The sequence below is a fragment of the Arenibacter latericius DSM 15913 genome, from assembly GCF_000424985.1.
GTDB lineage: Bacteria > Bacteroidota > Bacteroidia > Flavobacteriales > Flavobacteriaceae > Arenibacter > Arenibacter latericius.
The window spans coordinates 1-14,705 of record NZ_AUKX01000072.1 but is presented as its reverse complement, the minus strand read 5'-3'; the positions used below and the strand labels follow the sequence as shown (position 1 = coordinate 14,705).

15 protein-coding genes and 1 tRNA gene are annotated in these 14,705 nt (G+C 38.1%); 13 read left to right on the top strand and 3 right to left on the bottom strand.

What is annotated here, in order from left to right; translation table 11 throughout:
* The first annotated feature begins 324 nt into the window (after positions 1 to 324).
* From ruvC to H344_RS0116045, 11 genes are all read left to right on the top strand, one after another.
* Entirely contained in the window at positions 325 to 879 is a 555-nt protein-coding gene (ruvC, locus tag H344_RS0116095) for a crossover junction endodeoxyribonuclease RuvC (RefSeq protein ID WP_026811229.1), read from the top strand.
* Between the two features lie 70 nt (positions 880 to 949).
* Positions 950 to 1,321, top strand: coding sequence for a four helix bundle protein (locus tag H344_RS0116090; protein ID WP_026811228.1), 372 nt, complete (start codon positions 950 to 952; stop codon positions 1,319 to 1,321).
* Positions 1,322 to 1,351: 30 nt separating this feature from the next.
* Entirely contained in the window at positions 1,352 to 2,485 is a 1,134-nt protein-coding gene (hemW, locus tag H344_RS0116085) for a radical SAM family heme chaperone HemW (protein WP_026811227.1), read from the top strand.
* A gap of 137 nt (positions 2,486 to 2,622) precedes the next feature.
* Positions 2,623 to 3,372 (top strand): cyclase family protein, encoded by a 750-nt coding sequence (locus H344_RS0116080; RefSeq protein WP_026811226.1) that lies wholly within the window; start codon positions 2,623 to 2,625, stop codon positions 3,370 to 3,372.
* 270 nt (positions 3,373 to 3,642) lie between these two features.
* Entirely contained in the window at positions 3,643 to 4,269 is a 627-nt protein-coding gene (locus H344_RS0116075) for a DUF4230 domain-containing protein (RefSeq protein WP_026811225.1), read from the top strand.
* A gap of 88 nt (positions 4,270 to 4,357) precedes the next feature.
* A complete protein-coding gene (locus tag H344_RS0116070) occupies positions 4,358 to 4,750 on the top strand; it encodes a Dabb family protein (RefSeq protein WP_026811224.1) in 393 nt (130 codons plus the stop codon).
* A gap of 73 nt (positions 4,751 to 4,823) precedes the next feature.
* The gene (locus tag H344_RS0116065; protein WP_026811223.1) at positions 4,824 to 5,180 is read left to right on the top strand and encodes an MmcQ/YjbR family DNA-binding protein; all 357 of its coding nucleotides are present in this window, start codon (positions 4,824 to 4,826) and stop codon (positions 5,178 to 5,180) included.
* 35 nt (positions 5,181 to 5,215) lie between these two features.
* Positions 5,216 to 6,988, top strand: coding sequence for a MutS-related protein (locus H344_RS0116060; protein ID WP_026811222.1), 1,773 nt, complete (start codon positions 5,216 to 5,218; stop codon positions 6,986 to 6,988).
* Positions 6,989 to 7,074: 86 nt separating this feature from the next.
* Entirely contained in the window at positions 7,075 to 8,076 is a 1,002-nt protein-coding gene (locus H344_RS0116055) for a metal-dependent hydrolase (protein WP_026811221.1), read from the top strand.
* Positions 8,077 to 8,103: 27 nt separating this feature from the next.
* Positions 8,104 to 8,736, top strand: coding sequence for a DUF998 domain-containing protein (locus H344_RS0116050; RefSeq protein ID WP_026811220.1), 633 nt, complete (start codon positions 8,104 to 8,106; stop codon positions 8,734 to 8,736).
* A gap of 178 nt (positions 8,737 to 8,914) precedes the next feature.
* Positions 8,915 to 9,334 carry a CBS domain-containing protein gene (locus H344_RS0116045; RefSeq protein WP_026811219.1) on the top strand — a complete coding sequence of 140 codons (420 nt, stop codon included), beginning with the start codon at positions 8,915 to 8,917 and terminating at the stop codon, positions 9,332 to 9,334.
* 162 nt (positions 9,335 to 9,496) lie between these two features.
* Here the strand turns inward: H344_RS0116045 and H344_RS21240 are convergent, their stop codons facing one another.
* The 3 genes from H344_RS21240 to H344_RS0116030 all read right to left on the bottom strand — a co-directional run bounded on the left by H344_RS21240 (position 9,497) and on the right by H344_RS0116030 (position 13,973).
* Positions 9,497 to 11,764 carry a M56 family metallopeptidase gene (locus tag H344_RS21240; protein WP_051254371.1) on the bottom strand — a complete coding sequence of 756 codons (2,268 nt, stop codon included), beginning with the start codon at positions 11,762 to 11,764 and terminating at the stop codon, positions 9,497 to 9,499.
* A gap of 2 nt (positions 11,765 to 11,766) precedes the next feature.
* A complete protein-coding gene (locus tag H344_RS0116035) occupies positions 11,767 to 12,132 on the bottom strand; it encodes a BlaI/MecI/CopY family transcriptional regulator (RefSeq protein WP_026811218.1) in 366 nt (121 codons plus the stop codon).
* A 449-nt stretch (positions 12,133 to 12,581) separates the two neighbouring features.
* Positions 12,582 to 13,973, bottom strand: coding sequence for a dipeptidase (locus tag H344_RS0116030; protein WP_026811217.1), 1,392 nt, complete (start codon positions 13,971 to 13,973; stop codon positions 12,582 to 12,584).
* Between the two features lie 230 nt (positions 13,974 to 14,203).
* Between H344_RS0116030 and H344_RS0116025 the strand changes: the two genes are divergently transcribed.
* A tRNA-Leu gene (locus tag H344_RS0116025) sits at positions 14,204 to 14,285 on the top strand.
* Between the two features lie 139 nt (positions 14,286 to 14,424).
* Positions 14,425 to 14,705: ISAon1 family transposase N-terminal region protein (locus H344_RS0116020; RefSeq protein ID WP_456236337.1), on the top strand; the 281-nt coding region annotated here is incomplete at its 3' end.

Genomic DNA, 14,705 nt, shown 5'->3' with positions numbered 1-14,705 from the left:
CATAATGGTCTCTAGAAGAAACATCGATCCCTGCCGTGTCATAATTTATTATCTTTGTCATGATGTATGGATATTATGGGAAGTTGGTACCCAGCGTGCTTTGATAAAAGATAGTCTATCATAAGGGGTCGTTGCCACCAATTCGTGTTTTAAAGACACGCATACCTAAACTCAATAAAGGGCTCTGCGGCACCAATGAACGACAAGGTTAGGATACTTGCTTCCCTGATTTCCATAAAGATAACTAAACTTAAGTTAGCTAAAGTTCGTGTTCTCGGGCCTGCCCGAGGGAGGGACTCAATAGTAACTAACAAATAGCTTTTTTTGAAACACGAAAAAATTATATTGGGGATCGATCCCGGTACCACTATCATGGGTTTCGGCCTAATAAAAGTGGTGAATAAAGAAATGGAGTTCCTCCAAATGAACGAACTGCTTTTGCAAAAATATAGCGATCCCTATACCAAACTGAAACTTATTTTTGAACGCACCATAGAGCTGATAGATACCTATCACCCTGATGAGATTGCCATTGAGGCTCCCTTTTTTGGGAAGAACGTACAATCCATGCTAAAACTAGGTAGAGCCCAAGGGGTGGCCATGGCCGCAGGATTATCACGAGAAATTCCCATAACGGAATACCTACCTAAAAAAATAAAAATGGCCATCACCGGAAACGGAAATGCCAGTAAAGAACAGGTAGCCAAAATGCTACAGAGTGTCCTTAAACTAAAAACACTACCCAAAAACCTAGATAGCACCGACGGACTCGCCGCAGCAGTATGTCATTTCTATAACGAAGGCCGTATAGAAGTCGGCAAAAACTATAGCGGATGGGAAGCCTTCGTAAAGCAAAACGAGAAACGGGTGAAGAAGTAATCAGTGAACAGTGATCAGTGGTCAGTGGCCAGTAAGCAATAATCAGTGAACAGTGGTCAAACATAATAATATGAGATTTCAAGATCTTTTGGCTTATCGCAAATCTTTTGATTTGGCAATGCGTATTTTTGAAGTGTCAAAATCGTTTCCAAAAGAGGAGGTGTATTCCTTAACGGATCAGGTTAGGAGATGTTCAAGAAGTGTGTCTGCAAATATTGCCGAGGCCTACGGAAAGCGACCGTATCAAAAACATTTTATCAGTAAATTAAGTGATAGTGATGCGGAAAATTTGGAATTACAGTCATGGCTAGCGTTTGCTCTTTCTTGTAAATACTTAGAAAAGCACATTTTTGATGAGCTTATGGAGGAAAGTCATCAAGTGGGCAAATTAATTAATTATATGATGGCAAATCCTCAAAAATTTGGTTCCAAACAAAACTGACTACCGATTACTAATTACTGATCACTGAAAATGAGCGGCATCTACATACATATCCCATTCTGCAAACAGGCTTGTCACTATTGCGATTTTCACTTCTCTACCAGTATGGGGAAGAAAGAGGCAATGATACAGGCTTTGATACTGGAATTGGAGATGAGGAAAACCGATTTTTCTAATGAAGAGGTACATACCATCTATTTTGGAGGGGGTACCCCATCGGTTTTAGAAGCCTCGGAAATAGAACAGATTCTGGTTGCAGTCCACCATCATTACAACGTGGTAGAAGCGCCAGAAATCACCCTAGAAGCAAATCCCGATGACCTATCTGAGCATAAGATAAAAGAATTGGCCAGTACTTCTATCAATAGGTTGAGTATTGGTATTCAATCTTTTTTTGAAGACGATTTAAAATTGATGAATAGGGCTCATAACGCTAAAGAAGCGATGGATTGCATCACCCTAGCAACTGCCTATTTTGATAATATTTCGATCGACTTAATTTATGGTGTTCCAGGGATGAGCAATGAGCGCTGGGAGGCCAATATAGAAAAAGCACTATCGTTTAAAATCCCGCATATTTCCAGCTATGCCCTTACCGTGGAGCCCAAAACCGCTTTAAAAGCGTTTATAGATAAGGGAATAATAGCACCGGTAGATGATGAATTGGCCGAAGCCCACTACCATATTTTAGTAGATAAACTTACAGCAGCTGGATATATAAACTATGAGTTTTCCAATTTTGGAAAAGAGGGATATTTTTCACAGAACAATACTGCCTACTGGCAGGGAAAAAAATACCTAGGCATTGGTCCATCTGCGCATTCCTATGATGGAAAACAAAGGGGCTGGAATATTAATAACAATGCCAAATACATAAAATCTATCTCCCAAAACATCTTACCTATAGAAACGGAGGTGTTGTCTAAAACAGATCGTTATAACGAATATATAATGACGGGACTGCGGACAATTTGGGGAGTGTCTTTGGATAGGGTTAAAGCGGATTTTGGTCAAGAGTTTCATGCGTACTTATTAAAACAAGTAGAACAGAAAATTAAAGAGGAACTATTGGTTATAAAAGATAACCACCTCTTAGTAGCGCCAAAAGGAAAGTTTTTAAGCGACGGAATAGCGGCCGACCTATTTATTGTTAACTTGTCCTAAACTTGTTTCAGGACCTAAGCTCCAATTATTGCAGAGGGTTATATGTATATTTTAAGCAATTCAACTTTACCAAAAAATGCAATAAGTAGGAGTACATTATAAATTGAGATTAAAATACAGAAAGAATATTACCATTCATGAAAGCAATTATAAAACACAATAAAATAAAATATACTATAGACCTCACAAACCCCCTAGATATTTCTATCCCTATTACAGGAGGTGATAATAATGTGACCTCTTGGTACCTGTCTCCTCCTAAAATAGAGCCTCACAAAGAGGGTGAATTTGTAGGGAAAGTTACCGAGGGAGGTTCTACAAATTTTAATGATATATACTTTAACCCCCACTCCCATGGTACACATACCGAATGTGTGGGACATATAACTGAAGAATTCCGATCGGTAAATAAATGCCTATCTAAATATTTCTTTATGACGGAGGTGATTACTGTAGCTCCAGAAAAAATGGGAGACGATTTTGTGATTTCCAAAAAGCAGTTACAATATGCCTTGGGAAATAAAAATAGGGAAGCAGTAGTCATACGGACCATTCCCAATTTAAGTGAAAAGAAATCTAGGCAATATTCCCATACTAACCCGCCCTATATGATGGAAGATGCGGCTGAGTTATTAAGGGACAAAGGGATAGAACACCTGTTGATAGACCTGCCTTCTGTGGATAAAGAAAAAGATGATGGCAACTTATTGGCCCATAGAGCATTTTGGGATGTTGAAGGAAAGATGCGACAGAATGCCACTATTACAGAATTGATTTTTGTAGCTAATACTATTCCAGATGGGAAATACTTCTTAAACCTGCAACTGGCACCTTTTGAAAACGATGCAAGTCCCAGTAGACCAGTTCTGTACAAAATTGAAGATTAATTATTAAAATATAGAGGGAATTTTGATGTTCCTTCTAAGGAAATTGGGGTAGCTGAAAGAATATAGATAGTAACATTAGGTTACAATCTCTATCAATATAAGGACATAGGAATCGCAAATTATTTAATAGGGATTTATCTTTCCTTACCTTTGTGCCAACTAATTGGTGTAATTTTATTTTCCTATGCCTATTTGAATAGGGTTTTGGTGTTGGATTAAAATATGATAAGGGATTTAAGTACACCCATTTAGGCGAAATTAGTAACGCACATGAATGAAATATTAGAACTTTTTTTAGGGCTTATCCTTGGAGCTATTGCTATGTACTGGGTATTCTCCTTGTTCAGAAAGAAAAGGAACAAAGAACTTACGGAACACCAGTCTACCGTTTTATTGGATAAGATTAAGAGCGTCTGTAAACTGATCACTGTGGAGGGCGACTTTGCTGAAATATATCGCTATGAGAATACTAAGGAATCCTTTCTTAGTTTGGTTAGTAGCAAAAAGAAAGCCTTGATTGTAATTAATGCTAAAGTGCATATTGGATTCGACCTAAAGAAACTTCGGATGCACGCGGATAACGAGAAGAAGAAAATAGTGTTGACCAATTTCCCTGAGCCCGAAATATTATCCATATCCCCCGATCTTCAATTTTACGATATAAAAAACGGATTTTTTAATGTATTTACTCCGTCTGATCTTACTTCTCTTAATGTAGAAGCCAAAAAGCACATCGAAGAGAAAATACCTGCAAGTGGATTAATGGATACAGCGAATAGGGAAGCCTTAGAAGCCGTACTCTTAATAGAGAATATTGTGCAGACTATTGGATGGAAATTAGACTATAGCGCCTTGGAACTAAGTGATCATAAGAAAAAGCGATTGTTAGATATTTAATACCGAATTGCCCATTCAATTTTAAAACGATGGTATAAGCATGACCTAAAGCAGGTCGTAATTTTGAAGGAATAAACACGAATTACATATGAAAAACATATTTTTAGGAATACTATTTTTAACGATGACCGTAGTAAGCGGCCAAACAGATGAAAAAATGAAGCAATTTGACTCAAATTTTGTGCATACCGTGTATTTTTGGTTGAAGAATCCTGATAATGCTGAAGATAGAAAGGCATTTGAAACTTCTCTTAAAAAGTTTTTAGACCATTCTCAGTATGCCAAAACCAAGTTTATAGGTACACCCCCAAAGGCGTCCAGGGACGTGGTAGATGGATCATTTACCTATTCTTTAGTGGTGACATTCGAATCTGCAGAAGCACAGGAAAAGTATCAGAAAGAGGAGCCACACTTACTGTTTGTAAAAGAGTCTAGCGACTTGTGGACCAAGGTGATCGTTTACGATTCAACCAGTATCTAGTAAGTCGTAGGGCTGGAGATAGGTGAACCTAATTTTGTGCCGTCCTTTTTAAAAATCCATAGTTAGTTTAGGAATGAATATAGAAGAATTTAGAACCTATTGTTTGGATAAAAAGGGGGTGACAGAAGAATTCCCATTCGATTCAAAAACCTTGGTGTTCAAGGTGATGGGGAAAATGTTTGCCCTCACCTCTTTAGAAGAAGTTCCTTTTAGGGCCAATTTAAAATGCGACCCAGAGAAAGCTATTGAACTTAGGGAACTCCATGACGGTAAAATTATTCCGGGTTACCATATGAGTAAAGTCCATTGGAATACCATTTATGTAGAAAAATTAGCTCCGTATTTAGTTCGGGAATTAATAGACCACTCCTATGACCTAGTAGTGGCAAAACTCACCAAAAAATTACAAGCTCAACTGCGGGATCAATAAGTTTTCCTAAAGAATTAGTGTTTTTATCTTCCCTTATGGATCAATTAATATCATTTTATAATAAAAAAATAGCAGCTCAGATGGAGTTGCTTCAGGTGGTTAAAAAACAATTACTCATTTCTAGTATTCTGCGTTTGGCGGTTTTCTTATTGGGGAGTTTTGGCGTGTATTTCTTTTTTGGAAATACAAAACTAGTCATAGGGATTATAATTATAACCATTGCCCTTTTTCTTTTGCTAGTGAGTAAACATATAGACCTACAATACAAAAGGGATAAGATTTTAGCTTTAATCCGTATAAACGAAACTGAGATTCAGGTCCTGAATCGCAATTACCACCACCTTCCAGATGGTAACGAGTATAAGGACGATAGTCACTACTTTGCTCAGGATATAGACCTGTTTGGTAAGGGATCTTTTTATCAATATAGCAACAGAACGGCTTTACCCGATGGTAGCAACCACCTGGTAGATTTATTTTTGTTTAATAATATTGATGGAATATTACCTAGACAAGAAGCGGTAAAAGAGCTTTCCCAAATGCCCGATTGGCGACAAGATTTTTCTGCGACTGCCACTATGGTAAAGACAGATGAAAGTACAAAAACAATTGTTTCTTGGTTAAAAGGGTACAAAGCCTACGTCCCAAAACTTATGAAGTGGTTGCCAAATGTGTTTACCCTGATTTCATTAGTTTTTCTTGCTGGATATTTTCTAGGCCTGCTTCCTGGGTATCCTATTATAATCATTTTTTTGGTGGGGTTATTGCTCACTGGATTTTTTATTGGGAAAACCGGTAAATTGGCTGCGGATGCCAATAGAGTGCAAAGTACTTTTCAGCAATATCAATGGCTTATATTAAAGATAGAAGAGGTTGAGTTTAAATCGGACCTATTAAGGAGAAAAAGAAATACGGTGCTCTCGCAAGAGCAACCTGCCTCTAAACTTCTAAAAGATTTCACTGCCAAATTAAGTGCTTTAGATCAGCGTAATAATATGATATTTGGTCTATTTGGGAACGGACTTTTACTATGGGATCTGCGCCAGGGGTACAAATTGGAAGCCTGGATTGCAAAGCACGGTGCTAAAGTTGAGCATTGGTTTGCTACCATCGCATTTTTTGATGCCTATAACAGTATGGGGAATTTTGCCTATAACCATCCGGCATATACCTTTCCTAAATTGGTGGGAAATAATACGGTATTAAAATCCACTAGGGCATCGCATCCATTATTGGATCCTAAAAAAGCGGTACCTAATGATATCGATATCCAAAGAGAACAGTTCTTTATTATCACAGGAGCTAATATGGCAGGTAAAAGTACCTTCTTACGGACTGTTTCTTTGCAATTGGTTATGGCTAATATGGGACTTCCTGTTTGTGCAGAAGAGGTAGAGTACACTCCAATAAAGCTAATTACTAGTATGCGCACCACAGATTCTCTTACCGATGATGAGTCCTATTTTTTCTCGGAATTAAAGAGATTGAAATTCATTGTAGATGAGATTAAAACAGATAATTATTTCATAGTACTCGATGAAATCTTAAAAGGTACCAATAGCTTGGATAAGGCTAGAGGGTCTAGAAAATTTGTGGAGAAATTAGTGGGGTCTAAATCTACTGGTATTATTGCTACTCACGATTTAAGCCTATGCGAAGCATCAGCAGATCTCCCACAAATTAAGAATCATTATTTTGATGCGGAAATTATTGATAACGAACTACATTTTGACTATACGTTTAAAGATGGAATTTGTCAGAATATGAATGCTTCCTTTTTATTGAAGAAGATGGAAATTGTAGAATAACGATATCATTTCGAGATGGGGCTGTTAGCAATACGAAATGCGAAGGAGCTAGTTTATTTTTAGGTTTAGAGGATTATAAAATTAAAATGGATTCACTTACACAAATAGTACTCGGTGCTGCGGTTGGGGAAGCAGTTTTAGGAAAGAAAGTAGGCAATAAGGCCATGCTATATGGCGCTATTGCAGGGACTATTCCCGATTTAGATATTATAGCGAATTATTTTACCGATACGGTATCCGCTATTGAATGGCATAGGGGATTTACGCATTCTATCTTCTTTTCCATTCTGTTTGCTCCACTATTTGGATGGTGCATCTATAAATTGGAACGAAAACAACCTGCTAGTTGGAAAGATTGGTCGTGGCTTATGTTCTGGGGCCTGTTTACGCATCCTATTCTCGATTCTTTTACCACCTGGGGAACACAATTATTCTGGCCGTTTGGATATAAGCTGGCCTTTCAAAGTATATTTGTAATAGACCCCCTATATACTTTGCCGTTTTTAACGTTTCTCATTTTGACTATGATGCAAAAACGAGATTCCTCTAAACGTGCTCAATACAATAAGCTGGGGCTAACGGTGAGTACCGCTTACTTGGGGGTTACCCTTTTGTTAAAGGGGTTTGCTTACAATAAGATCACCCAGAACCTAAAAGATCAAGGAATAGTTTATAAGGAGATAACGGTAAGACCATCCCCATTTAACACCATACTTTGGGCGGCAAATATTGATGTAGGGGACGCCTACCTGATAGGAAATTATTCTTTTTTTGACCAACAGCCCATTCATTTTAGTCGATACCCTAAAAACCATCAATTACTAGGGGATTTATCGCAACAGGATAAAGTGCAGCGATTAAAAGGAATTACTGAGGGTTGGTATACTATTGTAGAGGATAATGGGGAACTCTATTTTAATGACCTCCGCTTTGGGTTGATGAGTTTGGAGCCAGATGAGGATAGATTCGCTTTTAGCTATAAAATACAGTCTATGGAAGGGGATGTAGTGGTAGAAGAGACTCCCAAACTAAAAAGAGATGCCAAGCTGCTGCTATCGGCCTTATGGGCTAGAATGTGGGGAATTTAACCATACTAGAAATTAATTCATTTTATAATGGCTAACCAACCAAATAAAACTAGAATAAGGATCTTTTGGTTCGGTCTAAGTGGGGTGCTATTATTTGTATTAGCAACAATCATGGGTGGCATTTTTATGGAAGATTATAGTCACACTCGGCAACTAATCAGTGAATCCTATGCGCATGGTACCACATATGGTCCGTTACTAAGGTGGGCCGGATTCATTCCTAGTGGAATTTCTATTGCTATTTTTTCCTTTCTTGCCCCGTTAGTATTGCCAAAATCAAAACTAGTGAGTTTAGGGTTTTGGGTAGTAGGTGTTTTTTATGGGATAGGTACAATTATCGTTTCGCTTTTCCCGTGTGATATAGGCTGTAACCCTCAGTTTATAGATCCGTCTGCTTCACAAATAATACATACAATTGTAGGAACGTTCACTTATATAGTGGTGCCTAGTGGTCTTATATTAATAGGATTTGGTTCTAAATCCACCATGCGGATTGTCTCACTAGCCTGTGGAATCCTGGCCTACGGCTTTGTAGGGCTTTTAATAAATGATGCAACAGGACCTTATATTGGATTGTTTCAAAGAGTAGTAGAGGCCTGTACATTGGGCTGGTTGATATATATGTCCTATTATATTAAACGTAATGCAGCTCTTTCCTAATGGCTTAGAATGCCTTTTACAGTACTTTTCGGAATTTCTTTCTTATTAGTTTACTTCGCTAAACCAAACACGAGTACTCATCTAAAGTATTCTCTTTTAACCTGACTTATGTCATATGTTAAGTTCCTAATCTTAGTGATCTTTATGGTATTACAAATGGGATGTAAAGTATAATAATATGAAAAAGAGAGAGTTAGTATCAAAAATAATGTCGACCGATTTAATTACAATTAATCACACCAATAGTTTATTGGATGCAGAGAAATTGTTTAAAAAACATAAGATTCGTCATATTCCAGTAGTAAGTGATAAAAAAATAGTCGGTATTCTAAGTTTAACCGATCTATTGCGAATTAGTTTTGTGGATTCGTATGGGGAAGAAGATTCTGATGTGGACACGGCTATTTATAATATGTTAAGCATAGAGCAGGTAATGGTGAACAACCCTGTGCATGTGTCTTCTACCAAAACGATTAGAGAAGTGGCAGAAATCTTATCTAAAGAGGAGTTTCACGCTTTACCAGTGGTTGATGATGGGGAGCTCGTGGGTATTGTAACCACTACAGATTTACTAAACTACTTGTTGGAGCAATACTAAACAATAGCTCAAAAATTATAATATCCATAAATGAGATTCCTCATTTATGGATATTACTAGTTCTGGTATTTGCTAATGATCCACTTTAATCGTGTATACTTCTTTAAATTCATTGTATGTTTTGGCACTTGCCGTAATGGATATCTATTCTTTAAATTTCCATTATTCATTATCCTTGGGGGTGGCCTTTGTTGGACTCATTAGACCCTCTTTTCTTGCCAATTCCATATAGCTATCGTGCAATACCAATATTTCCTCAAGCAGGTTATGTAGTTTTAAGAGGGTTCCCTCTCCTTTCCTATTATAAGCAACTATTGCTTGCGCGTAAGCATCGGCCTTATTGTTGAATTTCTTATAAGATGTTAATAGTTCGTCGGAATAATTTCCTTGATTGGGGTTGTTAAGAGGTGGTGGTGGGGGCGGAAAATTGTCTTTTCCCCCTTTTTTTACCCTCGGTGCTGGGGCAGGTGGGGGTGGAGGCGGCACCTTAGTTCCTTTTTCTACCTTGGAAGATTTTGGAGCGCTTGGAGTTGGTGGAGGTGGACATTCAGGAAATGGTAGAGCATTTTTCTTTTGGGCATCGCTCATACGGTTATAGATATATTCTAAACGTTCCAAATCCTTTTTCTTAACAATACGGTCGTTTATAGGTTGTGCATTGTATTGCTTGGCGAGTTTGTTATATTCCTCGATTTCTGTTTTGGTGGCTCCATCCTGCGGGTGAGTGTTTTCCGTAATACGATCTGGATGCTGCACTTTACTTTTTTGTGAAGTATTCATTTTGGCGTATATATCCTTTAAATAAATGAGATTAGCCGTTCTATTTTCGGGAATCGTTTTAATTCGTTGGGCTAATCTGTTGTAAGTATATAAGGTATCCATTTGCGGAACTTGATGACTAGTGACAATTACAGTTAAGCCTTGTTCTTCTATGATTTCTATTACTTCACTTACTGTTTTTTTGGGAGTAAGTAAATCTGCGGTCAGAGAGACAAAACTGATTTCTTCTCGATTTAATTTATATTCTTTCTGTAGTTCCTGAATGGCAGCTGGAAGCTTATCTATTGTTATTAAATCCCCATTTATTAAAAATTGACTTTTTTTGTTTATTAAAAGGTTAATCTTATTGGGTGCAGCTTCTGGGAGCGATTCATTGACTTTTTTGGCGAGTGTGTTAAATCTACGGATTTTCTTGGTGCTAGCTCCTTCCTGGTCTTGAGGATTTATACCCTCTTTAATGTCAATGGTCGCCACTCCGTAGTCCATTAAAATGGCTTCTGTTTTTTTAATAATATTGTCCGGGGTTTCTTTATCAACCCGAATTATGGCTTTGACGAGTTGGCTTTTTTGTTCTTTAGAAAGGCCTTGGTTGTAATTTAGCAGGTGAGATTTTAAATCATTAATCTCAACAAAATTATCCTCGACCAAAAGCTGGCCATATTTATTTATAGATATCAAAATTTCATGTTCTGGAATTACTTGGATATTGGAATCATAAAATATTTCATGACCAGTTTTCTTTTCTTTTAAATGATCAGGAAGAATAGTTTCTTTTTCTACTTTCTTAATTTCGAGAATCTCCTTGGTACTAAAACTATAAAGTAAAAGGACCATTAAAGGCAATAACAGTAAACTTTTCAGCCAGATGGCCCTTTGCGATGTTTGTGTTTTCATGATAACGATTCGTTTTTTGATTGATGAATAATGAATGGCATTTGCCAATTTTGGTGCTATAGCATTTGATGAGAATGCCAGTACTAGATTTTGATAGGCAGGGACTGCTGCCCCTTTCTTCAATACGGCCTGATCTGCCAGAAATTCGTGGTTTAGTTTTACCAAGTGTTTTGCCCAATAAATAAGCGGGTGAAACCAGAAAACTATTTGAAGCAATTCTAACAGCAGTATGTCCATGCTGTGTTTTTGTCTTGCATGAGTCTCCTCGTGCCAAAATACTTCCTGTGGTATCTTATAGGTCCTATAGTTTTTTAGGTTAAAAAAGAGGTAGCTAAAAAAGGTATGTGGTGCAATTTGTTCTTTTACGAGCACGTGCTGCAATTTTCCGGATCGCTGTTTAGGATTGTTACGGATACTACTTATTATGGATTTCAGGTTTAGCAAGAATTTAATGGTGAAAACTGCTACTCCCAATCCATACAAGCCCCATAATAGAAGTGGCAGCAAATTGGAAGGCACTGGGGATGGTGCTTGTTGGTGCAAATTAGCTTCTATAACCAATGGTTGAGGTAAAGGCTGTACCACCACCGTTACATATTGGGTAAACGTAATTAATGGGATTCCTAGGGCGATGATAAATGCCGCCAAGAGATAGTATCTTTTAAAATGATGGATATGTACCTTCTCCAGCACCACTTTATAGAACAGGAGTAGAGCCAGAAGGCATGCGCTAAATTTTAGAAGATACATCCACATAGCTATTTGTTTTTGAGTTCGGTATCTATTAAGGCTCTTAATTCTTCCAATTCTTCTTTGCTTAGGTCTGTTTCCTTTGTGAAAAAAGAGGCAAATTGGGTGGCGCTATTGTTAAAGAAGTTCTTTATGAGGCCGTTCAAATGTTTAGAGAAATAATCTTTCTTTTTAACAAGGGGAAAATATTCCCGTGCATTTCCCAAGAGGTTATAGCCTACAAAACCTTTGTCCGCCATTCGCTTTAACAATGTAGCAACGGTGGTGGTGGCAGGTTTGGGTTCTGGGTAGGCCTCAAGTAAATCTTTCATAAAAGCTTTATTGAGTTGCCAGATATGGTTCATTAATTCTTCCTCGGATTTAGACAGTTTCATCTTTGTTTAGATTAAGTGTTCTACAAACATAGAACAATATTTTTAATTCTACAAGTGTAGAGGTGTTTTTAATTGTTAAGATTCAAGTTTACTAGGTTGGTAGCAAGCGGTTAAAAAAGGGGTTGTTTTCACGAATAATAGTGGCTGAAGCCTGATCTATCAAATTAGTTTAGTGCTTATTTTGTCTTGAATGGAGTTCCTGAATGCGCCATGCCCCGGCTGACATGCAGGCTCAAAGTGGAACCTTTTAATCCTACAAGGATTCCCCAACCTTGTAGGTATTGTGAATTTGTCTGCATTCGTGAAAATTAATTGAAATTATGTTCTCTTTGGATTGCGGCTTTTGATTTGAAAAAGTTCTCGACTGCGCTCGAACCGACATCTATGGCTTATTTTTTAGCATTGCGTCAAAAAAAAAATCCGCTCGAAAAGGAGCGGATTTTAAAAATTTATTTTTTGGATAGTTCCGTAAAGTATTTGTAAAAATACGGGATGGTTTCTATTCCTTTAAGGTAGTTCCAAACGCCAAAATGTTCGTTGGGCGAGTGAATGGCGTCGCTATCTAAGCCAAAGCCCATTAGGATGGTCTTGCTCTTCAGTTCTTTTTCAAACAGGGCTACGATAGGAATACTTCCCCCACTTCTTTGTGGAATTGGTGTTTTTCCAAAGGTAGTTTCATACGCTTTTGAGGCTGCTTTGTACCCGTCATTATCAATTGGGGTAACATAACCTTGTCCACCGTGATGTGGCTTTACCTCTACAGTAACACCTGCTGGGGCTAGACTTTCGAAATGAGCTTTAAAAAGTTGGGTGATTTCTTCCCACTCTTGGTGTGGTACCAAGCGCATAGAAATTTTGGCATAAGCTTTACTCGCAATAACGGTTTTAGCACCTTCTCCAATATAACCACCCCAAATACCATTAACATCTAGAGTTGGGCGTATGGAGTTGCGCTCATTTGTGGTGTATCCTTTTTCTCCATATACATCGTTAATGTCTAGCGCCTTCTTATAATTCTCTAAATTAAAAGGTGCTTTTGCCATTTGGTTGCGCTCTTCTTGGGATAGTTCTTCTACTTTATCATAAAATCCTGGGATAGTAATTCTATTGTTCTCATCGTGTAAGGAAGCGATCATTTTAGTGAGCACATTTATAGGGTTAGCCACTGCACCACCATAGAGTCCGGAGTGCAGATCGCGATTTGGACCGGTTACGGCTACTTCTACATAGCTAAGACCACGAAGTCCGGTAGTAATAGAAGGCACGTCTTTGGCAATCATTCCAGTATCTGAGATTAGGATGATGTCATTGGCAAGTTTTTCCTTGTTATTGGCTACAAATTCGCCTAAGTTCTCACTTCCAACTTCCTCTTCCCCTTCAATCATGAACTTAACGTTACAAGGCAATTTGTCGTTTTTCACCATAAATTCCATGGCTTTTACGTGCATATACATCTGCCCTTTGTCATCACAAGCTCCTCTGGCAAAGATAGCGCCTTCAGGATGGATGTCGGTTTTCTTAATAACGGGTTCAAAAGGAGGGGAGTCCCATAGGTCAATAGGATCTGCAGGTTGCACATCGTAATGGCCATAAACCAATACAGTAGGAAGTGCTGGATCTATTATTTTTTCTCCATAAACAATAGGGTATCCTTTAGTTTCACAAATCTCTACCGTGTCGCAACCAGCTTTTAAGAGAGCGGTTTTTACCGCATCGGCGGTATTTAATACGTCCTGTGAAAAAGCAGGGTCTGCACTTACGGAAGGCATTTTTAGGAATTCTATTAGTTCATTAATAAAACGGTCCTTGTTTTTGTTGAGGTACTCTGTTATTTGTTGCATTTCAATTTTTGTATAAACGATAAAAATACAAAAAAGAAATTTTTATTGCATAAGTATTTCAGAATTCAAAAAATGCTTTATATTTGCATCCCGATAACAAACGGAACTAATGCAGGCGTGGTGGAATTGGTAGACCCGCCCGAACGTACCCTCGGTACGGGCAGGCACGCTAGATGTCTAGCACAAAGCGTTAGAGTAGTATAAAAGTTCTTTTATTATACATTTTTTTTGCAGGCGTGGTGGAATTGGTAGACACGCTAGACTTAGGATCTAGTGCCGCGAGGTGTGAGAGTTCGAGTCTCTCCGCCTGTACAAAGCAAAAGCCCTTCAGAAATGAGGGGCTTTTTTGTTTCCTGATGTTTTTTTGCGCGCTAAGAGACGAGAAAGAGTGGCTCAACACAAAAAGTTGTGGAGTAACCAAAAATAAAAGAACTTTGGAGCAAAAACACGTATGCTCTCAGATTCACTATCATCCATAGCCAATTTATTGCTTCCCGAAGTGCTTGTCACCTATTTTGATTTAAAGAAGCACGAGATTAAAGGAGAAGAACTTCACTTTTATTTTACGGAACAGAACCATGCCCCCGAGGGACATGGTGATGCGAAGCTCCATTCCAAAGGTTTCTTTCCAGAGGCTACGGTCCAGGATTTTCCTATACGTGGAAAGAATGTCTTTCTGCACATCATACGCCGCAGATGGGTCGATCAGGACACAGGTTCAGTGGTCACAAG

Bases quoted from the DNA above. Each gene is read 5' to 3' on its own strand.
- H344_RS0116075 (WP_026811225.1), top strand. From the start codon at position 3,643: ATGAATGAAATATTAGAACTTTTTTTAGGGCTTATCCTTGGAGCTATT.
- H344_RS0116055 (WP_026811221.1), top strand. From the start codon at position 7,075: ATGGATTCACTTACACAAATAGTACTCGGTGCTGCGGTTGGGGAAGCA.
- hemW (WP_026811227.1), top strand. From the start codon at position 1,352: ATGAGCGGCATCTACATACATATCCCATTCTGCAAACAGGCTTGTCAC.
- H344_RS0116060 (WP_026811222.1), top strand. From the start codon at position 5,216: ATGGATCAATTAATATCATTTTATAATAAAAAAATAGCAGCTCAGATG.
- H344_RS0116050 (WP_026811220.1), top strand. From the start codon at position 8,104: ATGGCTAACCAACCAAATAAAACTAGAATAAGGATCTTTTGGTTCGGT.
- H344_RS0116070 (WP_026811224.1), top strand. From the start codon at position 4,358: ATGAAAAACATATTTTTAGGAATACTATTTTTAACGATGACCGTAGTA.
- H344_RS21240 (WP_051254371.1), bottom strand. From the start codon at position 11,764: ATGTGGATGTATCTTCTAAAATTTAGCGCATGCCTTCTGGCTCTACTC.
- H344_RS0116030 (WP_026811217.1), bottom strand. From the start codon at position 13,973: ATGCAACAAATAACAGAGTACCTCAACAAAAACAAGGACCGTTTTATT.
- H344_RS0116045 (WP_026811219.1), top strand. From the start codon at position 8,915: ATGAAAAAGAGAGAGTTAGTATCAAAAATAATGTCGACCGATTTAATT.
- H344_RS0116090 (WP_026811228.1), top strand. From the start codon at position 950: ATGAGATTTCAAGATCTTTTGGCTTATCGCAAATCTTTTGATTTGGCA.
- H344_RS0116035 (WP_026811218.1), bottom strand. From the start codon at position 12,132: ATGAAACTGTCTAAATCCGAGGAAGAATTAATGAACCATATCTGGCAA.
- H344_RS0116080 (WP_026811226.1), top strand. From the start codon at position 2,623: ATGAAAGCAATTATAAAACACAATAAAATAAAATATACTATAGACCTC.
- H344_RS0116065 (WP_026811223.1), top strand. From the start codon at position 4,824: ATGAATATAGAAGAATTTAGAACCTATTGTTTGGATAAAAAGGGGGTG.